The 25,991-nt window shown below is 51.4% G+C and carries 20 protein-coding genes; 3 read left to right on the top strand and 17 right to left on the bottom strand.

Annotated elements, in window-relative coordinates; genetic code table 11:
* Positions 1-24: 24 nt before the first annotated feature.
* On the bottom strand, positions 25-783 hold the full coding sequence (locus tag ACI5FR_RS10245) for an amidohydrolase family protein (RefSeq protein ID WP_405453964.1): 759 nt from the start codon (positions 781-783) through the stop codon (positions 25-27).
* Positions 780-1,520, bottom strand: coding sequence for an amidohydrolase family protein (locus tag ACI5FR_RS10240; RefSeq protein ID WP_405453962.1), 741 nt, complete (start codon positions 1,518-1,520; stop codon positions 780-782). Before ACI5FR_RS10240 ends, ACI5FR_RS10245 begins: the two co-directional genes overlap by 4 nt.
* Before the next feature lie 294 nt (positions 1,521-1,814).
* Between ACI5FR_RS10240 and ACI5FR_RS10235 the strand changes: the two genes are divergently transcribed.
* Complete coding sequence (locus ACI5FR_RS10235; RefSeq protein ID WP_405453959.1) at positions 1,815-2,606, top strand: IclR family transcriptional regulator; 792 nt, start codon at positions 1,815-1,817, stop codon at positions 2,604-2,606.
* A gap of 74 nt (positions 2,607-2,680) precedes the next feature.
* Here the strand turns inward: ACI5FR_RS10235 and ACI5FR_RS10230 are convergent, their stop codons facing one another.
* From ACI5FR_RS10230 to ACI5FR_RS10210, 5 genes are all read right to left on the bottom strand, one after another.
* Positions 2,681-3,529: an SMP-30/gluconolactonase/LRE family protein gene (locus ACI5FR_RS10230; protein WP_405453957.1), complete on the bottom strand. Its 849-nt coding sequence runs from the start codon at positions 3,527-3,529 to the stop codon at positions 2,681-2,683.
* A complete protein-coding gene (locus ACI5FR_RS10225; protein ID WP_405453955.1) occupies positions 3,526-3,699 on the bottom strand; it encodes a hypothetical protein in 174 nt (57 codons plus the stop codon). The genes ACI5FR_RS10230 and ACI5FR_RS10225 overlap by 4 nt, the downstream gene beginning before the upstream one ends.
* An 82-nt stretch (positions 3,700-3,781) precedes the next feature.
* A complete protein-coding gene (locus ACI5FR_RS10220; RefSeq protein WP_405453952.1) occupies positions 3,782-4,756 on the bottom strand; it encodes a phosphotransferase family protein in 975 nt (324 codons plus the stop codon).
* A gap of 264 nt (positions 4,757-5,020) precedes the next feature.
* Complete coding sequence (locus ACI5FR_RS10215) at positions 5,021-9,352, bottom strand: OmpL47-type beta-barrel domain-containing protein (RefSeq protein WP_405453949.1); 4,332 nt, start codon at positions 9,350-9,352, stop codon at positions 5,021-5,023.
* Positions 9,353-9,707: 355 nt separating this feature from the next.
* Positions 9,708-10,676 carry an AraC family transcriptional regulator N-terminal domain-containing protein gene (locus ACI5FR_RS10210; protein WP_405453946.1) on the bottom strand — a complete coding sequence of 323 codons (969 nt, stop codon included), beginning with the start codon at positions 10,674-10,676 and terminating at the stop codon, positions 9,708-9,710.
* 191 nt (positions 10,677-10,867) lie between these two features.
* Here ACI5FR_RS10210 and ACI5FR_RS10205 point away from each other — a divergent pair, with 191 nt between their 5' ends.
* The gene (locus ACI5FR_RS10205; protein WP_405453943.1) at positions 10,868-12,241 is read left to right on the top strand and encodes an MFS transporter; all 1,374 of its coding nucleotides are present in this window, start codon (positions 10,868-10,870) and stop codon (positions 12,239-12,241) included.
* Between the two features lie 55 nt (positions 12,242-12,296).
* On the opposite strand, the gene ACI5FR_RS10200 is transcribed toward ACI5FR_RS10205, so the two are convergent.
* From ACI5FR_RS10200 to ACI5FR_RS10165, 8 genes are all read right to left on the bottom strand, one after another.
* Positions 12,297-13,979, bottom strand: a complete 1,683-nt coding sequence (locus tag ACI5FR_RS10200; RefSeq protein ID WP_405453940.1) for a type 2 periplasmic-binding domain-containing protein — start codon at positions 13,977-13,979, stop codon at positions 12,297-12,299.
* A gap of 50 nt (positions 13,980-14,029) precedes the next feature.
* Positions 14,030-14,929 carry a carbohydrate ABC transporter permease gene (locus ACI5FR_RS10195; protein ID WP_405453937.1) on the bottom strand — a complete coding sequence of 300 codons (900 nt, stop codon included), beginning with the start codon at positions 14,927-14,929 and terminating at the stop codon, positions 14,030-14,032.
* A 24-nt stretch (positions 14,930-14,953) separates the two neighbouring features.
* Positions 14,954-15,913, bottom strand: coding sequence for an ABC transporter permease (locus tag ACI5FR_RS10190; RefSeq protein WP_405453934.1), 960 nt, complete (start codon positions 15,911-15,913; stop codon positions 14,954-14,956).
* A gap of 172 nt (positions 15,914-16,085) precedes the next feature.
* The gene (locus ACI5FR_RS10185) at positions 16,086-17,114 is read right to left on the bottom strand and encodes a Gfo/Idh/MocA family protein (protein WP_405453931.1); all 1,029 of its coding nucleotides are present in this window, start codon (positions 17,112-17,114) and stop codon (positions 16,086-16,088) included.
* A gap of 30 nt (positions 17,115-17,144) precedes the next feature.
* Positions 17,145-18,278 carry an aminotransferase class V-fold PLP-dependent enzyme gene (locus ACI5FR_RS10180; protein WP_405453928.1) on the bottom strand — a complete coding sequence of 378 codons (1,134 nt, stop codon included), beginning with the start codon at positions 18,276-18,278 and terminating at the stop codon, positions 17,145-17,147.
* A 29-nt stretch (positions 18,279-18,307) separates the two neighbouring features.
* Positions 18,308-19,045 carry an MBL fold metallo-hydrolase gene (locus ACI5FR_RS10175; RefSeq protein ID WP_405453925.1) on the bottom strand — a complete coding sequence of 246 codons (738 nt, stop codon included), beginning with the start codon at positions 19,043-19,045 and terminating at the stop codon, positions 18,308-18,310.
* 20 nt (positions 19,046-19,065) lie between these two features.
* Complete coding sequence (locus tag ACI5FR_RS10170; protein WP_405453923.1) at positions 19,066-20,229, bottom strand: M20 family metallopeptidase; 1,164 nt, start codon at positions 20,227-20,229, stop codon at positions 19,066-19,068.
* Between the two features lie 186 nt (positions 20,230-20,415).
* Positions 20,416-21,123, bottom strand: coding sequence for a GntR family transcriptional regulator (locus ACI5FR_RS10165; protein WP_405453920.1), 708 nt, complete (start codon positions 21,121-21,123; stop codon positions 20,416-20,418).
* Positions 21,124-21,279: 156 nt separating this feature from the next.
* Here ACI5FR_RS10165 and ACI5FR_RS10160 point away from each other — a divergent pair, with 156 nt between their 5' ends.
* Positions 21,280-23,415, top strand: coding sequence for a hypothetical protein (locus ACI5FR_RS10160; RefSeq protein WP_405453917.1), 2,136 nt, complete (start codon positions 21,280-21,282; stop codon positions 23,413-23,415).
* Positions 23,416-23,513: 98 nt separating this feature from the next.
* Here the strand turns inward: ACI5FR_RS10160 and ACI5FR_RS10155 are convergent, their stop codons facing one another.
* Together ACI5FR_RS10155 and ACI5FR_RS10150 are read right to left on the bottom strand one after the other, a co-directional pair.
* Positions 23,514-24,206, bottom strand: coding sequence for a GntR family transcriptional regulator (locus ACI5FR_RS10155; protein WP_405453914.1), 693 nt, complete (start codon positions 24,204-24,206; stop codon positions 23,514-23,516).
* A 169-nt stretch (positions 24,207-24,375) separates the two neighbouring features.
* Positions 24,376-25,803: a HEAT repeat domain-containing protein gene (locus ACI5FR_RS10150; protein ID WP_405453911.1), complete on the bottom strand. Its 1,428-nt coding sequence runs from the start codon at positions 25,801-25,803 to the stop codon at positions 24,376-24,378.
* Positions 25,804-25,991: the final 188 nt, after the last annotated feature.

Below are 25,991 nucleotides of genomic sequence, written 5' to 3'. Positions count from 1 at the left end.
ACTGGGTTAATCTCACGGATTCCCTTACTGCTTCACCGGCTTATCGAATTGCCTGAACAGCTGCTGAGCATTGGAATACAAAATTCTTTCCTTCACGGAATCCGAGAAAGGGAGATAATGGATTTGCTTGATCCGCTCCGTCACGTCCTGCGCCTTGGCCGCCGGATAATCCGACCCCCATACGATACGTTCTCCGCCCATCCGTTTCGTAATCTCTTCCATTCCCCATTGAGGCGTTCCGCAGAAGCACAGCCATATATTGTCGTGCTTCAGCGCAGCCAGCAGGGACTCCCTCCACAGGTCCGGCAATCCGGCATGCCCGAGCACAACGGTTAGATCCGGAAACCGTTTGGCGATCTCCGCCAGTTGGAACGGTTCGGAATACGGGGGAGTGCCATCGTGGAAAAAGAACAGTGCTTTTCGGCGATTCCCTTCTTCGGCCAGCCGCATGAATTCGGCGTCAAGCGGACCGAAAGCTTGAAGCCAGGAATGGAATTTGAAGCCGATGAGATTCGTTTCATCGAGACAACGGTCAATTTCCCGCAGCGCCTTCTCGCCTTGTCTCGGGTCAATCGTTCCGAGGCCGGCAAACCGATCCGGGTATTGCGCCACCAGATCGGACACCAGATCGTTGTCCTGCTGGAAGTCGCTGAAAAAACCGTCAAGCGGAAGCAGCAGACTTTTCTCGATCTTGTTTCGGTCCATCATGGACAGGAAATCTTCCGGGTTCGTTTTCTCCGTATAAACGCCGCCGAAAATATGCGTATGAAAGTCAATAATCACCTCGCACCCGCCCCTTCCAGAATCCGTTTCATATTGTCTCGGCCGATTTGGTGCAATTGTTCCTCGGTAAGGCTGCAGCTGAGCAGTCGGTCCAGCTCGTTTTCCAGCGACAGATAAGGGGCATCGGACGAGAAAACGATCCGTTCCGCACCGAGCTTGTGAACGGCGCCTTCAATGGTAGAGATGGAGTTATACGCGATATCGACATAAATATTAGGCCGATGCTCCACTGACGGAATCGCATCGATCCAGAAGTCCGGAAAACCGAAATGCCCCTGAATGAATACACCCTCCGGGTATTTGTCCGCCAAATAAGCCATCTGCATCGGCATAGCGGTGACGGGAGTGCCTGTCGGCGCGTAAATTGGCAGCCTGTGATCCAAAGCTCTTTCGATCACCGGCAAAATAAACTCATCCGAGAGCTGGAAGCCTTGATAGGGTGGGTGAAGCTTAAGCCCTTTCGCACCGGAGCCTGCGCAACGGTCCAGCTCTTCCAATGCCCGATCCCCGTACCACGGGTTAACCGTACAGAAGGAAACGAAACGGTCGGGGAATCGCTTAGTCAGCTCAAGCGTGTATTGATTTCCTTCGCGGTTGTCTACAGCTATCGCACGGTCCCAGGGCACGATGACCGCTTGAGCGATTTCAAGCCGATCCATCGTGTCCAAGAGACGTTCCGGATCCATTCCGTTCATGATTCCTTGCCCTACATGGCAATGAGCATCTATCCATTTCATATCGTTCAGTCCTCCATGTCCTATTGGCCAATCGATTGCAAGACTCAAACCGCCTAACTAGTAAATTTTACAGCATCCCCCTTGTCGTTGTTCCGTATGATGAACATACGTAAAATATAATTCCACATATAGGATAATCCGGCGCGTATAAGTTGTCAATTGCTTTTTTGGAAGCGATTGCTTCCTAGCTGCGCAAAAAACAGGAGCTGTCCCAAGCCAAGGGACAGCTCCGTACGTTTCCGGTTGCAAAATAATTGCAAAAAGCTACAATACAGATATGGGAGGAAACGATTGATGGAAAATAATACTCAGACCAAAATGAAATATACGGTCCCAGCATTGGAAAAGACGATAGCCATACTCGATTACTTGGCGAAAAACGGCGGACTTAACTTGTCCGACCTCAGCAGTGAATTGAAGCTCCCGAAAACCAGCGTGTTTTCTATCTTGCAAACATTGGAAGCGCATAACTTCATCCGACGGGACAAGAAAGGCGGCTTTCAGCTCGGTCTGGCGCTGTACAGCCTTGGCATGTCCGCGCTGCGTAACTTGAATATAAAGGAAACGTTTGTTTCGCATCTGGAGCAATTAAAGAACGAGACCCGCTTCACCGTTCATTTAGCAGCCTACGATCACGGGGAAACGGTTTGCATCGAAAAAATCGAAGGGCCCGGAACCATCCGATTTTTGTCTTATGTCGGGGAGCGGAAGCTGATGAATACGACTTCCGTCGGAAAAGCGATCGCCGCTTATTTGCCGGAAAGCGAGCTGCAGGTCGTGTTTTCCAAAGGCTTCAACAACTTTACACCCAATTCAATTACGAATGAGCGGGTGTTTCGCGACCACTTGAAGCAGATCCGGGAATACGGCTATTCCGTAGACGACGAGGAGGGAGAGATCGGCGTTCGCTGTTTGGGCGCTCCGATTTTCATGGAGGACGGCCTTATGTTCGGTGCCGTCAGTCTCACGACGCTCAAGAGCAATTTGCCGGTCCAAGAGTTCCACGAGTATGGCAAAAAGCTCATGGTAACCGCTGAAGCACTGTCCCGTAATCTGGGCTATTCGGGGCCCTATCCGAAGAAATGAGCTCACACCCCGCCAGGCGCCGCCAGCACAACATGATGTTGTGCTGGCGTTTTGCTTGATTATTCGCTCCTGCTCTACCAGGGATGTGCGGCTCGGAACCAGCATCGACCGGTTGTTTCCACGGTAAACATCTCCACATTTCTCCGATCGGCCACCGTCACATAACAGGTTTTGCCGTCGGCACCCCCGAAGGTCAGATTTGTGCAGTTCTTCCCTGTCAAGGCAATCTCCCGAAGCAGCTTTCCGTGCGGGGACAATTTCACGACAGTGCCCTTGCCCCATCGGGTCACATAGAGATTGCCGTCGAGATCGCACCGCATGCCGTCGAGGCCGAAATCCGAAAATTCCATGACGAGCGTCTTGTTGCGAAGTTCATGGTCGGGCGTCAGATCATAGCGGTATATTCGACGTTGAACGGATTCGTTCACATAAAGCGCCTTCCCGTCAGGAGTTACTTCGATGCCGTTAGTCGTCCCCATTCCCGCTTCCATCAGAGTGACTCGGCCTTCCCGATCAACCCTCCAAATTCGCCCGGTAGAAGCTTGCCAGTCAGGGTCGCTAGCGAACAGTACGTCATCGGGGGTGATGCAAATATCATTCGGCTGGCTCATCCGCGTTTCGTGTGCGAATAGTGTGACTTCTCTCGATGGCATATCCACCTTTAAAATATTGTGATTCGTATAATCGGCAACCAGCATCTCTCCCCGGCTGTTGAAGCGAATCCCGTTGCCGATGCTGCCGTTCGGAAGCTGAACAAACACAGAGCAATTCCCATCCGGGGTGACGCATCCGATCGTATGCTCTCTAGCATAGTTGACCGCATACAGGTTTCCATGCCCATCCGTCGCCGGTCCTTCAATCCCGGCCGTGAATCCGTGCTCGGCGGTAAAGACGCGGCTTTGGTACAGCGGGAGCTCGCTCATGGCCGTTCACCGGCTTCCGACCAACGATCGAATTTTTCCGACATCTCCCGGACAGCAGCGTCACCGCGGACCTTAACATCTTGAATGGCATCCCGTACCGTTTCATAGACCGTTTGTTCGCCCATGAATCCGCCGGCAGCCGATCTGCCCTGCTTTAAAAATCTTAACATCCCCATCCTCCTCCGTTCGTGTTTCCCTTGCTATATTGGTCCAAGAAGTCATGCCGCTACATAATAGACTTCTTCCATTCCTTCATAGTGCGGAGCGCTCCAGCTCCGTCAAGTCTGCCATTCCTTTTGTTTTTGAGGCTTCACTTTGCTTTTGATCCCCACTATGAATCTTCCAGACATATACCATGTAGAAATGATTGATCATCCTGTACGCTAGCCTTCTCGATATGCCGTCCTTCGAGCCATCCAGCTCCTTGCCGTATCCTTGCATAAAACTTCGGTCATTCCCCCAAAGTGCGTACTCATACTCGGGATCGGCATAGAGGGCACGTTCCGGATCGATAAGCGCCGCGATTCTGCACTTCCCTCCCTCTTTCTGGACCAGGATATTCGGTTCCCAGATGTCGTTATGGACCAAACTCGGCTTGCCGACCCCGTCAAAGAGCGCCCGATGTTCACGAATAAATCGGTAGAACCGATGTAGAGTCGAATCTTCGACCAAACCGAAATTGGAATTCCGGCGGCAGATTTCTTCGGCATATTCCATTAAGACATCGGACCAGCGATACGAACCGCGAACGGAGCCGTCCGCCCTGGGCCAACCGAACCGCGAATGATGAATCGTATGTAAGTCCCGCGTCATTTTTCCCAGTTGAACAAGCACATCGGATCTCAAAGCAGGAGGAAGGTTGGCATGCTCCAAACATCCCTCGATATACTCTACAATGGAATATTCCCGATTGATGGATCGGAACGAATCATCATATCGCACGACTGTGGGTACAGGGATCCCTTTCTCGGCCATTCGCTTGTAGAGTACGGGTTCAATCGCCAGCATGCCTTTCTCAAATTCAAAGAGTAGGTCTTTATTGACTGGAGCGAATCGGAAGATGAATCTTTTCTTCTCATCTATCAGCTCGATTAAGTACGACGTGTTGGATACACCTCCACCGACCACGGTATACGAGCGTAGTTGAGTTTCAGCCCCGAAGCTATCCCGGATGGCGTGCTTTAATTGTTCCTCGCTTACCGGTGTAAAACGGTTATCTATAACCATTGAAACGGTCGGATCCTTTCCTATTTTTTAAATCGTATGTTTGCTCACACCCACTTTCTTATTGTAATTATTCAATATACAGAACATAGTAATGTTATTATTCAAAATAAAGAATAGTACAGTCAAGAAATCCTTGTCAATACTTTCTTCTGCCCAAACGGCAGGAAAAATGCCGTCTCAAGCAAAAAAAGACCACTCTCAGGAATCGGGTGCAATTGGCACATCCATTTCCCCAGAGTGATCTCTTCACATTGTAAATGGTAACTATTTCGAACGATTGTGTAAAAATCTTGCATCCCGAAGCAAATAATCCGCCGATTCGCTTGAAATGTGCTTGCCGCTTTGGGCCTCCACTTCATGGATGAAGCTTTCCAAATTGTTATTTTCCAGTTTCATCATCAAGCTGTTTGCAATACCGGGGTTATCGATCCGGTTCTCTCCGATGAAGCGCGTTACCAATTCTTTTAAGGCATCGACACTCGTGACCGTCTGAAAGGTCGAGCTCATGCTCTTCGTATTCCCCGCCAGGTCAGCCGTTGTAATGGAAAGCGTGTGCGAGCCAAGCGTTAAAGTGTAGAGCAGAATCGTGGCATCATGCCGGATCGTTCGACCATTCAAAGTAACGGTTGTCTTGCTGCTGTCCACCCCCGATTGATCATCGGTCGCCGTAAATTGCAGGGTTATATCTCCGGAATCGCTTAAGCTGCTTCCGCCGGCAGGCAAGGAGATCGAGATGTCCGGTGCATGCGAGTCCAGACGAATCGGAATGGTATGTGCCGCTTCCACGTTCCCTGCCTTGTCCACCGATCGGTATAGGACGGAATAGCTGCCGTCTTGATCGATAGTTACCGGAGCCATGTAAGCTTGCCAGACCGCCCCTCCGTCAAGGCTGATCTCCGTTCTGGCCACGCCTGTCAAAGGATCTTCCGCTGCGAGGCTTACCGTTACGTTATCTGTATACCATCCGTTCTGTCCATCCGGTTGTGCCGGCAACACGGTCGCTGTAGTAACCGGTGCCAGCGAATCAATCGTAACGTTCACCTCGCCCCTTACGCCTGAGCCATCGTTTGCAGCAGCTATGACTCTCACGATTCCGTCTTTCCGTGCCGTTAGCAAACCGGTGTTGCTTATGGAAGCCGCGTCGGCAGCCGCCCCGTCGATTCCTCGTATGGACCAGGTGACCGACTTATCAGCCGCATCCTGGGGAGCGACTGCTGCGAGCATCTGCAACGTGCTTCCCAGCCGGTTCATGTAAGTGGCTTCGTTCACTCCGGTCACTCTAATGCTTGCAACCTTCTGAATAGGTGGGTTGGGTGCGGATTGCGTTGTGACCTGGGCATCGTCAAACATTGGTGATGGGTTAGAGGCGGACCGGAATCCGATCTTTCCGCTGGCAAGCTCGTTTATGCTGTTGGTCCAATCAAGTTGCAGAACGTCGTCGATATACCCCTTGATGTTATTACCGGTCACGATTACTTTGAACGTATGCCACTGGTTTACAGACATATTGCTTGCCGTGCCCGCAACCTTCGTCATGGTTCCTCCTACCTTCTTGTACAGCTCAGCGTTGCCGGCGTATATTCTGAAATGGTAGAAGTTGTTCACATCGGCATATCGGAATACAAGCCCCGCGTTGGTGCCCGTTTGCGGCACATTGATTTTGCCTGTATAAGTGATGTCCGACCAATCGTCTCCTGCTACAATGATGCCTTCTGCCGAAGAGGTCTTCTTCAGCGTACGGTTTGCGCCATCCACTACATTCGCCCATGTACCATTCGCTATTGTCCATCCATTCAAAGTCCCGCTTTCAAAGTTATCGCTAAACACCGTTACAGGAACGCCGCTGGTAGCCGTGCTCGCCGTATTGCTGACAGGGGACAGGTTATTTGCGGCATCGTACGCCTTCACCGTATAACTGTAGGTTGTCGACGGCGTTAAGCCCGTGTCGCTGTACTCCGTCACGGTGGTGGTTCCCACTTCCTCGCCACCACGGTAAACCTTGTACCCGACAACGCCCTTGTTGTCCGTGGAAGCGGCCCAACTCAGTTGGATCTCACTGCTCGAAACGGCGGTCGCGGTCAAGTTGGCCGGAGCGGTCGGCGCCTGCGTGTCTGGGGTGCTTTGCTCGGTAATGATCACCCCACCCGGAGTGTATTGAATGAGTCCCGTCATATCCTTGGGATTGCCTTGATCGTCCAAAACCTTCACTTGCACAACACCCGGCACATTTACCGTCAGCTTTTTCCAGTCCGAACCATATACGGTAACCGTATTCGACTCATAAAGCACGTTCGCTCCGTCCTGTTCCGCAACGACCGACATGGCGCCAGTCGGATTGTACGAAGTCAGACCGACCATTAAAAAGGCCTGGCCGTCATTACGGACCATCCCATAGGCTGTGCGGCCATCGGTACGGCTGGAGAACGTATAAACGTCCTTCTGACCCGGCCAGCTGACGGTCAGGCTCGATCCCTGCATAGTCGTGGATGGCAGTGCCATGCCTTGATTATGAGGGAACAGTAAGGTTTTGAAACCAGGGTTCGCGGATTGGGTGGGGATCACCACTTTTTTACCCGTTCCGAACGTTTCATTCTGGTAGGACCCCGTTTCCGGCGAATTGCGGACATCGAAGGTATCGACTCTCGGCGTACCCGTCGTTGCTGTCAACGACCGGATCAGCATCCGTGGCGTGCTGGAGGTTTCATCAACCAAGCCCAGCGTCATGTCCGGTCCTGTTACGCCTTTCGATTCCACATTGTTCGGAATTTGCATGAACCATTCATACAGATGCTGATTGGCATCCTTCTGAATATCGTCCAAAACAAGTGCATAGGGATAGGCTCCCCGGAGCATCATGGCCGATCGGAATGCTTTCTCCACAGGGTTATAGGACGCCCGCCAAGTACTGTTGGCGCTGCTGCTCGGCCAAAGCGATTTAGGTTCAAACTCCCATGTATATCCTTTGTTCTCCGGGTTATTGAGCCGACTCTTGAAGGTGTATTTGTAATCATAAGCATTTTTTGCATTTCCAACAAAAACCGTGCCAAGCCCTCCGTCGAGCACGCCTTCGGTTTTGCCGTACGCGCCGAAGAAGCCCTGCCCTTTGCCGTCTATGGAAATATTATTATGGTTGTTCGACTCATAGATGTGGTAGCCTCGGTCAATGACCCACTTCTGTCCTAATGCGGTCAATGTAAAATCCGTGGCATTGCTATGCGTGTGGCTGGGTCCGAAGCTGTCGGTATTGGTCTCAAAGTGCATAACCATCGCATCTGTGGACCATTCATTGCGGGTTATGTAAAGCCCTCTGTTGCTGTCCAAGAAGCTAACGGGAAGCTGAAGCGCAGCCGGATTATACGGCTTCAATGTGACGATCGGAGGATTCGAGCTGGTATCCACTCCCCAGTCATCGGCGACAGGCGCCTTTTCGGTGTTTTCTCCTCCCGTCCAGTCCAGTCCGAACATCGCGGCCATCAAGAAATCGTTGCGGTACTTGATGCCTGTGTAATCGTCCCTCACGCGGTTGCGCCATATAAAATCGACTACCGGATCGTCAGGGTTCAGCCATTTCATCAGAACGTAGTTGGGCAGCAATCCGCCCAAATCGTTCGTCGTATCGCCAAGTGTGGTGAATTTATAGCCGTAGGGCTCGATCGAGTTTACATACCAGTTCTTCATATTCTGAAAACCCGGATTGTTATACAGGCTGTCACCGCGTTTGGCCATAGCGATTAAGGCTTGCGCGCCAAACGACATGCCATAATTCACGTAATGCATATCCTCGGTTGCGGCTCCTGTTTCAAAAACACCGTGGTTCAAATATTCGTTCATCGCTTGGACGGATTGAGTATACACGTTGGGATCATAGCCCGTCTCCCCTTCGATAGCGAGAGCAAGCAACCCCCATTGGGTCGTGACCGGAGCAATGTTATCCCGATTTATCCGAGGATCCGGATTCGTCGTAACGGGCAAGACCTTCCCCAAAGTGGTAGAGGAGATAAAGTCTCTTACTTCCGTACGCTGGGCCTCGGTCATATAGTTGTAGATAAAGTCATAGCAATAGCCCAGATTGTATAATTCCGCGCCCATCGCGGATTTCAGGCTTGGGTTGGAGATGGTGCCACCCAGAATCCTTACGGTCGATACTAAGGCCTTGGACAATTCGGCTCCTTTCGCCGCATCGTCGGTGACCAAGGTATAGAAGGCTTCATAATTCAAAACAAGCAGCAAATAGCTTGCATAACTGGCAGGAAACGTCGCAAGCGTGTTGGCATCCCCCGCAACCAATGCCTCATACAGCGGCTTCAGCTTTGTCGCATTCGTAACATGATGATCAATCCACGCGCGCATGCTCTGCATGGATCTTCTGCCGATCGCGGAATCCGTCAACCGCTCCTTTAGGGCAGGCAGTTCATTGGGGGTAATTAAAATTCGCGGATGCGTATATGCAGGGACCGGTGGAGCCGCCACTACGGTAACCGGATCCGCATAAGCCGTATTCGATAATGGCCCAGGCGAGAATTGGAGCATCAGTTGGATGGAAAGCAGTAAAGCCATTAATAAAGCTATTTTGCTATTGATTCTTCTTAAAATCATTTCATTCCCCTCCCTAACTTTTCTCATAGATCGCTGCCCATTTCCTTTACCCTCAGAACAAACGAAGAGATGGGTATGGTCGGTTATTCGTTCAAGCCTCTCACCTCCTAGCAAGATTTCCTGCCATGCGAGGATCTCGGACAACCTGAAGCGCTTTCATATTTTCTGCGGCTTCTCCTTTCTTTCGGTACTCTTATTATAAAAGCCGGTCTGTCCTCATTTGTAGGAGACAAAGCTTCAATTTCTGGTTCATTTCTTCAACCCCGTGAAAAAAATTAGAAAACGGAGCCCGCTAACCCGCGTGGCTCCGTTATTACAATTCCAAAATTTATATTTGTATGGCTCCGCAGTGAAACTAACAATCCTCGAATCCCCCAGCGCAAGAAGATTTTCGCATCCCTTTAACATCCTGCAGAGGAGGCAAGCCAAAAAGCCTGCGGTATTCCCGATTGAATTGCGACGGACTTTCATAGCCTACCGTCAATGCGGCAGTCGTCGCCCCCACGGGACCGCTCAACATCAGTCGCCTGGCTTCCTGAAGACGAAGCTGCTTTTGATACTGCAAAGGCCCCATGGTGGTGATCGCTTTGAATTTATGATGCAGTCCGGAGGTACTCATGTTGCAGGATTTTGCGAGTTCCTCGACGGTAAAAGAACGTGCGTAATTATCTTTGATCCATTGGATCGCCTTCCCGACTCCATCCGATCTTTGATCGAAAAGCGACTTTTGGAAAAATAAATGTCCATACTCGCCAGATAGTAAATTAAAAATCATTTCCTTCTTGATCAATTCGGACAGAAATCGAGCTTCTTTAGGCTTATCGATTAGCTTCAGCAACCGGAAAAAGAGGTCCAGCAGCTCGGCATCCGATTTTCCGATGAAGGCTCCGGCGCTCAGCTCTTTCTCTTTTGGCTCCGTGACGATTTCCGCCTCCATGACCACAGAAGCGATTTCTTGCGTCGTAAAATCGATCCGCAAACCAATATACGGCGATTCTTCCGAAGCTCCGATGACTTGGGCGGAAGCCGGCATATCGATCAACGATGCCAAATAATCACCCGCCGAGTAGTGATAGATAGCTTGACCAAGGTAAAGCTTCTTAGCCCCTTGTAGAATCAGACAAAAGGAAGGAGTCAACACTCCTGGACTTCGCACGGTATCCCGACTGTTCTTAATAATGGAAAAAAACGGAACTATGGTTGGCGTCCGCCCATCTGCCAGGTTCCTCCGATCCGTCATGGCAAGAAGTTGATCCAGCGCTTTCTTATGAATAGAAACACTCTTTCCAATGTTAACGCGGTTATCCAGTCCTTGTTCCGGCATCCATACTCCCCTCCCATCTTTATTTAGATTATACCGGCATTGATTAGGATTGCAATGCAAATGAATGGTGTAAAAAAACAATGACTTGCAGGTTTAGGCAAGTTTTAAGCAGGAACGGTCTACTTCCTTCCGCCGTCTCCATCCATAATATTCATCAGACCAGTATCTTCTATAAGGAAAGGAACATGCTTATGCAACAGTCAAAATGGATGATTTTAACCATTATTATCGCTTGTCAGCTCCTCGTTGTGCTGGACGCCTCGATTATGGTAACGGCAATGCCTCAAATCGGTCGTTCGCTTCATATGTCGACGACCAGCTTGACCTGGGTCCAAAACAGCTATATTTTGGCATTTGGCGGTTTCTTGCTGCTCGGTGCGCGGGCAGGAGATCTTCTGGGGCGCAGAAAAATTCTTGGTGTAGGCATTGGATTATTTTCGCTTACCTCTCTGCTGGCCGGTTTGGCGCCGACCGCCGAATTTTTGCTGGTTTCCCGCGCCTGCCAAGGCTTTGCGGCTGCCTTGGCAACACCTGCCGCGCTAGCCTTGCTGTCAGCGAGCTTTACAGAAGCCAAGGAACGCTCCAAAGCGATCGCGATGTACAGCGCGGTTTCGGCTGCTGGCGGCAGTATCGGTCTCATCCTTGGCGGATTTTTCACTGATTTTATTTCTTGGCGCGTCGGGATGTTTATCAATGTACCCATAGGGATTGCCTTGCTGTATTTGGTACAGAGGTTTATTCAGAAAACAAGTACGAGAACCGGACGTTTTGATCTATGGGGTGGGATCGTCTCCGTACTCGGCATGACTGCGTTGGTATACGGCTTTGTTCAAGCTGCGGATCACGGTTGGGGGAAACTCGAAACATGGATTTTGCTTGCAGCCGGGATGGTTTTGTTAGCGGCATTCGTACTTATTGAAGCTCGAGCGGATGAACCGATCATCCCGCTCCGATTGTTTGCGAGCCGCCAGCGGTCCGGAGCTTATCTCGGACGGTTTCTACTGGTATGCGGGAATTTTTCGCTCTTTTTCTTTATTCCTCAATATTTGCAAAACGTTCTCGGTTTCAGCTCTCTTGAAGCAGGGTTAGCCTTCCTGCCCTTTACAGGCGCCCAGTTCGGAATGATGTATTTGATGCCTGGGTTGCTGCACCGATTTGGAAATAGGAAGGTCCTGATGGCCGGCTTGCTGCTCGCAATCATGGGTACAGTCTGGCTGAGCCGAATCGTCTTCGTGCAAGTTCCGTTCTTCCCGCAAATGTTCATCCTATTGGCCATCATGGGCATTGGCGCAGGCTTGGCTTTCCAGCCACTGACCGCTTTGGGGTTATCAGATGTGGATTCTCGCGATACCGGTGCCGCCTCGGGTCTAATTAATGTCGCGCATCAAAGCGGCTCATCGTTAGGTCTGGCTGTTCTCATAACCGTATTTGAAGCGGCTATCCGTTCGGATCCCTCTTCAAAGCTGCTATTCGCTCATGCTATATCGAACTCCATTTTGGGATCTGTCGTATTTCTTACATTAGCTCTTGTTGCGGCTCGGTTCTGCACGCAAAGAGTCAGGTAACTTTATGGGCTACCTGACTCTAGTGATCATTCATACATAGAGTGTTGCAAGGTGTTTATTTGTATTGCCTGTCATACGCCTTTTGCATGGTGCTCAAATACTTGCTAAATCCCAAGTTTTCGATATCTTTCTTGTAAGCCTCCCAGTCCTTGTCGATATCCCTTTTACCGGTAACGAACTCCATGATGCTTTTTTCGACGTAATTGGAAAGCTGCGTTTTCGGCTCTGCAATGGCTTCCGCTTCGTCCGTTTTGTAGAAAATCGGAGGCGGAACGATGCTGGCGCCGTATGGCTTGTAATCGTTCACCGCGGCATCCCACAAAATCTGCTCCTGGTTGAACGATCCGTCGTTCGTCACGGCCAGTGTGCCCTTATCATCCGCGGAAGCATACAGAATTCCGGTTGTCGCCCAGAACTTATCCGTCGGCGTCCCCCATTGGTAGGTCTGTTTCCATAAAGCCTGCTGTCCGTTGAGTCCCTTCACGCCCTGCTCCGGCTTAACCCACGTATCCCCCTCCGGTCCGTAGAAGAAGTTTCTCCAATCCAGATCATGGGAATAATCGGTTGCGAGAGCATCGCCAAGCCGGAAGGCCACCTCCGGATCGGCCGCATATTTGGTAATGACGAACGATGGGGAACCGAAAGGTTCGTACCATGGCGTGATTCGCTTTCCGTTTGCACCTTTCAGCGGCGGCACCGCGGCAAAATCGTCCCGAGCTCCCTTAACGCCGATATCGATCAAGGAGCTGAGCGCTCCGTCAGCAAAAGCGCCAACGCGATTGCCGTCCGGTCCGCCGATTAACACCTTGGCCTGGCTCGCCTTCAGGGAAAAGGCTTCTTTATCAATCAGGTTGTTATCATAGAGCTTCTTCAAATACTTCAACCCGTCCCGCCATCCATCCTGCATATAAGAAGCTTTGATTTGTTTGTTGTCCATGTACAACCATCCGTTGCCTTTGCCCGTGCTCGGTACAAATGGATTCATCAAAAAGCCAGTCAATTCGCCGTTCCAGCCATCTATGGTCGCAATTAATGGGATTTCATCCTGCTTGCCGTTGCCGTTCAAATCTTTGGCTTGCTTAAATGCCATAAACACGTTATAGAGTTCGTCAGGCGTAGTTGGCATTTTTTGACCGGCAGCATCCAGCCATTTTTTGTTGATCCAGAATCGCTGCGAATACATACAGTGCATGCATTCCGCCACATAAGGCAAGGCATAGATTTTGCCGTCCGGAGCTGTAATTTGCTTGAGCAGGCTAGGATATTTTTCGATCAATTTTTTGTAATTGACTCCGTATTTTTGTATGTAATCGTTTAGAGGCAGAAACAATCCCTGTTGGCCGTAAGTGGCGATTTGGTCGGTTGTCAGTCCGGCTTTTAGAAACACATCCGGCAGCTTCGAGCCGCTGGCCAGCAGAAGATTAAGCTTTTGCTGCCCTTCGGCTGCAGTTTCCGGTGCGAGAGTGAAATTCACTTTAAGATTCGTTTTCTTTTCCAGCCATTTAGTGGCTGCATTGTTATCCCATTCCGTGATCCAAGAGATCTTAGGCGTGTATATACTGATTTGCTGGGTCTTGGTTACGATCGGAAACTCCCCGGATGCTGTCATGTCGGAAGACTTTGCCGTCGTACCGGCAGGATCCTTCCCGTCGCCGTTCCCGCTTGTGCACGCTGCAAGTATGAGCAATAACACAACCGAGACGATGACCGTCAAGCGGGCACTTCTCCCTTTCCTCATTTTAAACCCTCCCTGGAATAAAATGTATATGACGAACGGCTGCAGCCGACTCATCCTTTGATTGCGCCGATCATGACCCCTTTAACAAAGTAACGCTGGATGAACGGATAGATGATAAGCAGCGGAGCGGAGGATACGATGATTAACGAATATTTCAACAACTCGCTCAACCCGATTTTGGCGGAAAGCGTGTCGATATCGACGTTCTGCATCATCGACATATTAATGCTGTTGGCCACAAGAATATCTCGCAAAACCAGGGTCAAGGGCCATAAGGATTCTGAGTTAATATACATGAGAGCGTCGAAGTAGGAGTTCCAGATCGAGACCGAATAAAACAACGCCAGAACGGCTATGATCGGCTTGGACAGAGGGAGAAGGACAGACAGCAGATAACGCATGTCGCTGCATCCGTCGATCTGCGCCGCTTCAAGCAGCTCCGACGGTGTGCTCTGGAAGTAGGTTCTTGCAATGATGACATTGAATACCGACATCGCTTGCGGCAAGATGAGGGCCAAGCGGGTATCGAGAATCCCCAGATTTTTCACAAGAATGTACGTCGGGATAATGCCACCGCCGAAGAACATGGTGAAAGCAAATATCATCATAATGACGTTTCTTGGCTTAAAATCGCGCCTTGCCAGCGGATAAGCCGCCGCAATGGTCAGAACGACACTGAAAGCCGTCCCGACGACGGTGTAGAACAACGTGTTCGCATAACCGGTCATAATGCTGCCGTTGGAAAAAACCGCCTTGTAGCCTGCAACAGAAACATCTACCGGGAATAACCATACTTTGCCGCTCACGACCGCATTCGGTGAACTGAACGATGCGCTGATCACATAAACAAGAGGATAAATAATGACAAGGGCAATCACAAGCAGAAAGAAATCGTTAGCCAGATAAAACAGCCGATCTTGCCTGGACAATCGCACATTATCCACGTTCATCAGCTCCTCCACGGAAGAAAATGATTACCATAGACTGGTGTTTCCGAATCGTTTCGCGAGCCCGTTGACGAAGCACAAAATCAAGAAATTGATGATCGAGTTAAAAAAGCCGATGGCTGTCGAGTAGGAATAATTCGGTAAGCTGCTGAGGAAGCTCAGCTTATACAGGTAGGTGGAAATGACTTCGGAGGACGCAAGGTTGGTCGTATTCTGCATGAGATATACTTTTTCAAAACCGACGCTCATGATGTAACCCGTATTCAGGATCAGCAAAACGATGGCGACCGGAATCAGTACGGGCAGATCTACGTATAGGACACGCTTGAACCTGCTGGCGCCGTCCATAATCGCCGCTTCATGCTGCTCCCAATCTACGTTCGAAAGGACGGATATATATAAAATCGTGTTCCACCCCATATTCTGCCAGACCTCCGACCAAACGTAGAGGTGGCGGAACCATTCCTCCGAGCCCATGAACAAGATCGGGTTGCCTCCGAAGTGGCTGATTACTCGGTTCACAGCGCCGAACTTCGGCGATAGGAATTGATACATCATTCCGACGAGTACGACAACCGAAATGAAATGGGGGGCGTAAGTGATCATTTGTACGGTCTTCTTGAACTTGTGGCGCATGGTGATGTGGAAGGCGAGCGCCAAAATGATGGGGATAGGAAATCCGATCGCGAGCCCATAGATCGTCAAAAACAACGTATTCCGAATGACGGTCCCGAACGAAGGAGAAGTAAAGAAGTGTTCGAAATGCTTAAAGCCGACCCATGGACTGCCGGTAATGCCTTTCGTGGCGATGAAGTCCTTAAAGGCGATTTGCAATCCGTAAATCGGTATGTAGTGGAACACCACAATATAGGCAAACGGAAACAAAACGAGCAAATAGAGTTGATAACGGGAGGCTATTTCTTTCTTAATCCGTTTCATAACCGACAAACGTCCGTAAAGCCGCACATTCGTCTCCAGATTCTCCATTCAAACATCCCTTTCGAGGTATGTGTTGAGTCATGCCGCCCCATTCGGCAAGCGCTTACATGGCGTGAGTGGATACAGATCCTTGAGATTCCTTTAGTGACTTCGAAGTCGTCGCGAATTATATTTAATTTATTATTATGATATTTATTTTAAATATATTATATATAATATGTCAATAATCAATATTGTTCGCGTTCGAAGTTTTCCGGATGAGGACTTCTTGTCCAGACTCGAACGAGTGAATGATAGCTTCCGCCACGGCAATGCCGTGAACCGCGTCGTCGAATGACGAATACTCCGGCTTTCTCTCGTCGGACACACAGCCGCAAATATAGGTCAATTGCTCGCGCAGTGCACCGAACGAGCTGCCGTTCAACGTGTTATGAATGAAAAAATCGGGCGAGCAGCGTCCCGCAGCATCCCACAGCTGCAGATTGGAGCCGCTGTTCTCGAAATGCGCGATCCCTTTGCCGCCGATCACTTCTACGGCATCGTTCATGATGATCCCCGATTCCTGGGGTGTCATCCAGTTGCTGTGCAGGGTGGCGATCGTTCCGTTCGCAAATTCAAGCGACGACCACAAAATATCCGGAACAACCGTATCGTTCACCTTTTTCCCGTATGCCTTTACTTTCACCACGCGGCTTCCCGCATACCAGATGGCCAAATCGAGGTCGTGAACCGTCAATTCATAGACCGTGTGCGTGCGCTTGTACGTTTCGAACATCTTCTTGGTGCGGCCCCGCTTGAAAAACATGCTTTCCGGCGCGCCGATTCGATCGGACTGGATCGCGTTGTAGATTTCCGCGTACCGCGGCTCGAACCGAAGCAGGTGGCCCGCGAAAATAAAACGGTCGTTCCGTTCGGCCGTCTTTTGCATCTCAACCGCCTCGCTCAGCTTCGTGGATACCGGCTTTTCGACGAGTACATGCTTCCCTGACTCCAGCGCCCGGATCGTCGGTCCGAAATGGTCGTACTCGAACGTTACGATGCTTACGAGGTCGATGTCGTCCCTGTTCAAAAGCGAATCGCTATCTGTATGGGCATGCGGCACCCCGTAACGGACCGCAAGCTCCCTTGCCCGATCCCCGTTCATGTCACATACCGCGACGACCTCCGCTTGCGGCATCGAGCTAAACGCTTCCAGATGGCAGGATCCCCAGCTGCCGAGTCCAATGATGCCTACTCTCACTTTGCGCATACCATCTACCGCCTTTTCTGTATGAGTCCATTACTTCAATGCGGCAGCTGCCTCGGGCAGCAAGCCGACCAATTTCTCGATATCCGCCATGTCGTTGTAAGCGTGAATGGAAGCGCGTAATCGGCCGTCCCCTCCCCAGACGAGGACATCCTGCTTGCGCAGTAGATCGGCCAGCTCCCCACCCTGCGGGAAAGAGACAGCAATGTTGCCGGCACGCGATGCCGGCTTGGCCGGCGTCATCACCTCGAAGCCAAGAGAAGACAAATGGTTGATCAAGTGTCCTCCAAGCTCCAAGACGTACCTCTCGATGGCATCAATTCCGGTTTCCAGCAAAATGCCGGTTGAAGCATTCATCGCATAAATGCTAGGGTAACTGGGGTAGCCGAGCTCCCATTTACGGGCGTCGTCCAAAAACTCGAAAGCTTCAAAGCGACGGTCGTTAAAAATATCCTTCACGCTTCTCCAGCCAACCGACCTCGGGACCATCGACTGCGTCCTCGCGGGATTTACCCCGAGAATGCCGATCCCATGGACGGAGAGCAGCCACTTGTACGAGCTGCAAACGACGAAATCGGCATCGTTCATATCGACGGATACGACGCCCAGCGATTGGGTCACGTCGAGGAGAAGCAGCGCGTCCGTCTGTCTGACCTGATCGTAGAGTGCTTTGCTGTCGATTCTTGTGCCTGACAAATAGCTCGAATGGCTGGCCATCACCAGCTTCGTGCGGGCGTCGACCTTCCCCATCATTTGTTCGGCAGAGATTTGCCAGTCGTAATGGTCGACGAGCCGCACTTCGACGCCTCGTTGCCGCAGCATCAGCCAAGGAATGACACCGGAAGGATATTCCAGCGTATTGATGACGACATTGTCGCCAGCCTGCAAGTCGAGCGCATGCACGATCGACATGATGCACTCCGATGCGTTGGACATAAGCGCGATGTCCTGTTCCCGGCCGTTCATCAGCTTCGCAATATTGCGCCGGCAGGACTGTTCCGTCTCCGCATGCAGCTCTCTACCCTCCGGACCTTTGCCGCGATTGCGCATATAGGCGTTGATCGCCTCGACGCACGCCGTATGAGGAGGCGTTTCCGCGCCGCCGTACAGCCACGTGTATTCGTCCAGTCCGATAAAAGACGATTTATTCAGAAGTGCTTCCGCCATTCGGTCCTCCCCTCCCTATATAAAATAGCTCAAAGATTCGGTGGAATTTCGAGCCTTTGAAAGCAACCGTGCGCCATCCCGACATGCTTCCAAGCCTCCGTCAACAGAAACGGGCCATGCCCGGCAAACAGGCTGTCGATATGCAGAGCATTCAGCTTGGCGATACTCTCCGCGTATTCCTGGATGAAGCAATCCCAAATATTTTGAATCACGACTTTACCGCCGGCAAAGACGACATCTCCCGCAAATAGGGACCGGGTTCCGTTATGATCGAGCAAATAACTCACATGACCGCGGCAGTGGCCCGGCGTTTCCACCACCCCGAGCTCCAAGTCGCCGACCTTAATCCGGTCTCCCTCACGAATACCGACTGAGACGGGACAGGCCGGATAGTCAAAATCCTCAGCATAAACGCCTGCATGCTTCGCCGCATTCAAGCTCGTCTTGTCCATATCGCCTCGCTCCAGCCAAGGAGCCGCTTCCGCCGCAGCCATCACCTCAAGGCCGTAGCGGCTGTGAAAATAGTACGCGCCGGCACCATGGTCCCCATGGATGTGAGTCAGCAGCAGCTTGTTCACCTTCGATATGGCGAACCCGCTCCGTTCGATACTCGCGACGATTCGCTCCGGCTCGATCCCGCTTCCGGCATCGATCAGCGCCAGCTCGCTTCCTCCGTCCAGCAAATAGACGTTGCAATCCATCGGATGGGTCATGAGATTACCGTGTTTGCCGCTGCCTACCAAGTAGATGCGCTCCGATATCCGCATAATATCGTCTCCATTCCCCATTACTTGCCGAACAAAGTTGCCAGCTGCAAATAAAACTCCGCCGCCAGTTCCACTTCGTGAACCGGCACCCATTCCTCGCGCGAATGCGCTTGCGCGATGGAGCCCGGTCCGAACACGATCGTCGGGATTCCCTTGCGCTGCAGCTTGCTAGCATCGCTCGAATACGGCACGCCGACCGGTTCGTCCTCGATGCCCAGCGCTTGTGCCGCCTTGCGAGCATACGGAATGATCGGGGCATTCGCCGGCGTATCGAGCGCCCAGTCGAGGAGCAGCTCCGAGACCGTCATGCGGATGCCCCTCCCCTTCGCATACGTCTCCAGCCTGGCCGTAAAGTCGGCCAGCACCTCGTCCGGCCGCTCGCCGGGAATAATCCGCCGATCGATCTCTACCGTGCAGCTTTCCGGCACGATATTGATTTGGGTGCCGCCGAGTATCGTCCCGACTACGATCGTCGGCGATCCGCATAGCGGGTGGTGCTGCCGCGCAAGCTCCGGCTCGATCTCCTCGCGGATGAAGCGAAGCACCTCCATCATCTGATAGACGGCGCTGTCCCCTTCCTGGGGCATCGAGCTGTGGGCCGCCTTGCCGTGCGTCTGCACTGTAAATCGGACGCAGCCCTTATGGGCGATGACGATGCCCATCTCCGTCGGCTCACCGACGACGGCACCGTCCACAGGCATCTCCAAGCCCATAAACGCACGCAGCCCGTGATATTCATGCTCCTCGTCCACAGTCGCGCAGAATAGGATGTCGGCGTTCAGCCGCTCCGGATTCGAAGCGCACTGCTCGATCGTGTAAATCATGCCGGCCAGCGTCCCTTTCGTATCGCAGGCGCCCCGCCCATACAGCTTGCCGTCCTGGTACTTCGGTTTCAGCGGGTCGACCATCGAGCCTAGCGAGACGGTATCCATATGGGACTCGAACAGCAGCGTCGGCACGGATTTCCCCGTTCGCAGCTCGATGATGAGGTTATCCCGCCCCGAAAATACCGGCTGCCTTCTTACCGGTATACCCGCCGTCTGCATCCGCTTCTCGATATAGTCGGCAACCCTTTTTTCCCCTTGCGCCTCGCTGTCGAAGTGCGGGTTAACGCTTTCAATTCGGATCAAGTCCTCGAGGATGGAAACGGCAGGATGGGTGGACAGACGATTCGCTACGGACATTCACGCCCCTCCCTTCTTAGTGAACAGCCTATCGATTATTTGTATATAATGTATTATATATAATATAAAACTGTCAATCGGAATATGACTAAAAATAGCCGATTGCTTTATCGCACGAGCGCTTAAAACAATCGGCCTTTCAAGTTACGGTCAGTGACCCTTTCAATTTGTCCTACACCTGCTTGGTCACAGCCAAGTTTTCTCGTCCAGCTCCTCCGGCGACGCATCCAAGCCATTCAGCTCGACAAAATCGCAATACGAGCGATAAATATGTCTTCGCATCGTCTGTTCCGCCGAGTCCGTGTCTCTCCTTTTCAGCGCCTCGATCAGCTCCCAATGCTGCTCGACCTCGGTCTGCTTCGTTTTTTTGGTGCCGAGCAAACGGTTTGCCAGCAAGATCTGGAACGAGATCGATTGATACGTCGAGATGAGCCGGGAGTGCTGCGACAGCTTGATGATCGTTTCGTGGATATGAAAAGAATCGTCAAGCAAATATTCCACGGAAAAATCGTCCAGCTTTTCTTTCATTTGCTCGTAAAAGGTTTCCAACTCCGCTATATCGCGGTCTGAGGCACGCAGAACCGCCAGCCGGATGGCCTGCCCTTCCAGCATGGAGCGAATCGAGTAAATTTCAAAAACGTCTTTTTTATCGAGTGTACACACCATCGGCCCTTTATTCGGCACAACGGTGATGATGCCTTCCCCCTGCAGCCGGCGAATGGCTTCCCGTACAGGCGTCTGGCTGATGCCGAGCTCGCCTGCCAGCTTGGTCTCGACAATTCGGTCGCCCGGATTAAGCTGCCCGTTCAATATTTGCTGCTTAATATAGACGATCAAATCCTCGCTGATGCTTTGTCTTGGTGGAAATACTGCCTTGCTGTCCATACTGGTCATAAGGAGCTCCTCTCAATTCGACTTTCTATAATCTATATAATGTATTATAGCGGATCGACATGATCACACCAACAAAACTTTGTCTTGTTTAAATTCACCACACGTTATATATTATATATAATATTTTATATGTTGCAATGGGAGGGAGCATTTCTTATGGCCAGCAAGGAACAAAATTATGAGTTCCGCAGACGGCTGGAGGTCGTCCACAAACCCGATCGCCGCGATCCGAACGTCCGCAGCGCAGCCGATGAAACGGAGATTACGGACGATTGGCGCATCGTAATCGCGAAGGATGCCGATCCGCTGGTATTGAATGTCGCCAAAGATTTGCAGGATTATTTACTCGTCAGCATGCACGTTTCCGTTCCTGTCAGAAGAGTCGAAGACGTTGCGATGGCCGCTTCAGTTGAGGAGCAAATCATCGTGCTTGGCGCAAGAGATCAGCTCCCTTCAATCGGGCTAAACCTCACCAAACCCCGCAGCTACACAATCTTCGCCGAGCGAAACCGCATCGTTGTATGCGGCTTTGACGACCGAGGGGTCGGACAGGGCAGTTATTTTCTCGAAGATCTCATGAACCTGAAGGAAGCGCCGATCGTCAGGCTGCAGGATACTACGCGCGAGCCTCTCTTCTCTCCGCGTATGGCGCATTCCGGCTGGGGACTCGACCATTTCCCCGACGCTCATCTCAACTCGTTGACGCATGCGGGCATCGACGCCATTCTTGTATTCGTCAAGGATGTCAATGAAACGCCGGAAGGCTTTCTCGATTTCAATTACCTGATCGACCGCGCGGAGCTGCACGGACTCGACGTCTATGCCTACAGCTACATAACCAGCCGCAAGCACCCGGATGCTCCGGATGCCGAAGAATACTACGACGGTACTTACGGTAAATTGTTCAGCGCTTGTCCGCGCCTCAAGGGCGTTATTTTCGTCGGCGAATCCTGCGAGTTTCCGAGCAAAGATCCGAACACGACGGGGATGCTGCGGCTGGAATGGCCGCCCGACAAGCCGCAGACGAAGGTCAGCCCGGGCTGGTGGCCTTGCTTCGATTTCCCGCAGTGGCTGAATCTGATCAAGAAAGTCATCCGCAAGCATAATGAGCAAGCGGATATCGTATTCTGGACGTACAACTGGGGCTGGGCGCCGGAGGAGGCTCGCCTTGCCCTGATCCGTTCTCTACCGGACGATATTACGCTGCTCGTTACCTTCGAGATGTTCGAGCAGATCAAACACGACCATGTCACGAACGTTTGCGTCGATTATACCGTCTCGTTCGAGGGGCCGGGCCGGTATTTTTCCAGCGAAGCAAAAACCGCACACGAGCGGGGGATCAGGCTGTATACGATGAGCAACACCGGCGGCCTGACGTGGGATATCGGCGTCATTCCCTATGAGCCCGTCCCGTACCAGTGGGCCAGAAGGCATGCCGCGCTGCTAAAGGCACGCGAGGACTGGGGGTTGTCCGGCCTGATGGAAACCCATCATTTCGGGTGGTGGCCTTCTTTTCTGAACGATATAACGAAAGCGGCTTACTGGAGCACTCCTGCACCTGCAGATGACATTTTCGCCGCAGTTGCACAACGAGATTTCAGCGCCGAAGCGGCTCCCCTCGTTTTGCAAGCTTGGCAGCATTGGAGTGAAGGGATCCGCCACTATATCCCGACGAACGAAGATCAATACGGTCCGTTCCGGATCGGTCCGTCCTATCCGCTCATCTTCCGTAAAGGCGTAAAAATACCGGAAGCGAAGCACGCCTTGTTCGGCAGCGAGATCATTAATTTGCACTATCAGCCGTTGGAGAGCGCCCGGCAGTCTCTCGGCGCTTCACGCCTCGATGTCGAAATCCGCAGCCTCAGCCGTATGCTCGAGCTATGGCGGCAGGGCAACGACTGCATGCGGCAGGCGTTGAAGCTGACACCGGAAGCCAAGCTGGCCGAGGGCAGGCTGATGCTCGGCATGAACGAATTCATCGCGCTATGCATTCAAACCGTTATCCACGTCAAGCAATGGTGGAAGCTGAAGCAGCGCCTGTTCATCGAAGCCGACCCCAAGCAGGCGGCCCTGCTACTAGACGAGCTTGAGGCAATCGCCCAAGCGGAGCTGGAGAACGCCAAAGCGGCCATTCCCCTGACGGAAGCGGATTCTCGCCTCGGATGGGAGCCGAGTATGGACTACATGACCGACCCCGAGCATCTGAAATGGAAAATCCGGCAAATCCGCAGCCTGCTGGACAGCGAATTGCCGGATTATAGAAAAAGCTTGGAGCTCACCGCCCCGTTGTAAATCGGCCTTATTATACATGTAAAAGCAGCCGATTCCGTCGTCCTGAGCCGGAATCGGCTGCTGCAATCGCTCCCTCTGCTTGCATACTCCCGTGTGCTTCAGATCCAATGATTTTGCGCCAATTCATTTTGATCGAACATGCCAATGGTAACAAAATTCCTGTACGAACGATGAATGTGCTCCCTCATGACTTTCTCTGCCTCGTCGGGATCCCCATTCTTCAGCACCTCAATTAATTCCAAATGTTCGGCTACTTCCTGCTCTTTGCTATATTTTCTCTGCAGAATCCGATTCACCAGCTGTATTCTAAAGGAAATGAATTCGTACATCGACAATAAAATCGAATGCTTCGAAAGCTTATAAATATAGTGGTGGATGTAACTGGAATCCTGGGATAACAGCTCGACGGAATCATCGGATAATTTGGCTTTCATTTCACCATAAAACTGTTCCAAATGCTTGATGTCTTTGATCGTTACATTCTGTACGGCCAACCGAATGGCCATGCCTTCCAAAACGGCGCGATAGGAATAGATCTCAAATACATCCTTTGCGCTTAACGTTCGGACCAACGCCCCCCGGTTCGGGACCACGTCGACCACCTGCTCCCCGACCAATTGATGGATAGCTTCCCGAATCGGAGTCTGGCTGATTCCGAGTTCTCGGACCAGTTGGCTTTCCACGATACGATCGCCGGGATTTAATTCGCCGCTGATTATTTTGTTCTTAATTAGCGATACAATGTCGGAACGCAAGCTTTGATTATCCGTTGAATTACGCCCTGGATCCATTTCCGTTTGCCCCTTTATAGATTAAATAAAGAAGATTCACATTTAATTTAATATAACCATTTTATATACTATTTTAAGAACCGTCAATGCAACACATTTACAAAAACAACCATCAGGAAATTTCGCCTGATGGTTAATTAGTACCGAGCCGCATAGCGTGTGTCTATGCCTAGAATGTGCTTTTACTTGTCGTTTCCGGGCACCAACGAGCCTTTTTCAGGAAGGACAGCAAGACATCCAAAGCTTCTTCCGTTCTAATTCTTGCCAGTGCTTCGGTAGCTAGGGCAGGCACATAGCGATACGGATCGGACAACGCTTGCTCAAGCGATGGCACGGCTGCGGCCGCTTCCTTCCCGACTCTTGCCAGAGCGAGTGCAGCGGTATATCGAGTGAAGTTATCCGGATCGTTCAAGAGAACTTGACACAAAGCCGGAACAACCAGGGAAGCCGGACGCCGGATTATGCCTAATGCTTCTGCAGCATGCTGCCTTACGAAGGTCGTTTTGTCCTGCAAGTGCTCGATTAGTGCCGGAACCGCTTCGCTGGCGGCTTCACCTAGTTCTCCCAATGCGAAAGCAAGGTAGCCGCGGGTCTGCTCATTCTCGGTTTCGGCTTTCAACGCATCAATGATTGCGGGGACAGACTTTTCTCCTATCACGATCAAGCCGTGAGCGGCATTGCAAGCAACCGAATGCACCGGGGAATGTACGGCTTCCATCAGGGCAGGAATCGCACGGCTTCCGATCGCGGCCAATTCATAGGCGGCGTTCAGCGATACCTTCTCCTTTTCATCCTTCAGCGCCATGGCTAACTGGCTGATTCGCTCATTCTCCTGCTCCGCAGTTTCCGTCTGAACACTTTTCTCGGTCATGCCACCATTCGCGTTTCCTGATAACCAATTCCATTCATGCTCCCACATCAGACGATGCTCATTCACATGATAAAGAGGGCGGGCGGAAATAAACCGGCTGCTCTTGTTGTTCCAGGTTGGGGATTTGGGCGCTTCCATTCGAAAGAACTGAAATTTCAGCATATACCGATCGATGTCCGATTGGTTCTGGGTTGCCGTATGCCAGAGATCGTAAGCGATAAGAGCCATGCTCCCGGCTTTCCCGGTCACCTTCAGCGTAATTTCCGTATCATCCCCGGGTCTATTGTAATAATTGTGTGTTCCCGGCATGAGCGCCGAAGGGCCCATATCTTCGGTAACATCCTGCGTGTAATAAAAGATGATGACCGACCATGGATGATGATTCCGTATTTTTTCATTTAACCAATAGTTGTCTTTATGCCATCCGATCTGCCCGGCTCCCGCCTTGGTCAGATGGCCGTGCCGATGCGCACTCATGATGTAGTCAGGCCCCAGTATGCTGGTCAATGCTCCGGAAACGACAGGGTGCTCGAAGAATTGGCCGATTTCCGGAATCCGCGGCAGCAGGTTGTTACCAGGATTCCCTTCATACTTGTAGACCTCGTTCATTTTTTGCATAACAGATTGATGGAATTCATCAGGAAAATCGGTATTCAATTTCAAAAATCCATATGTAATAAATTCTGCCATCTGTTCATCCGTGAGTAAAAGCTTTTCCTTTGCCATGTGATGATTGCCTCCCCAATTCATGATTTGGTTCCTCATTCAGTCACTCTTATCCAAATGCAGCGGGCAAATTCCGGCGGTACGATCATGATGACATCAGTATTGATTAACATGGTGAGAGCGTTGTCATTACGTTGATTTATTCATTCTCTTCGCGTTCATAACTCCTTTCTCAGGGTGTAGAATTC

The organism is Paenibacillus sp. HJGM_3 (assembly GCF_045062745.1).
Lineage (GTDB): Bacteria > Bacillota > Bacilli > Paenibacillales > NBRC-103111 > Paenibacillus_AA.
This window is presented reverse-complemented; position numbering and strand designations above follow the sequence as displayed.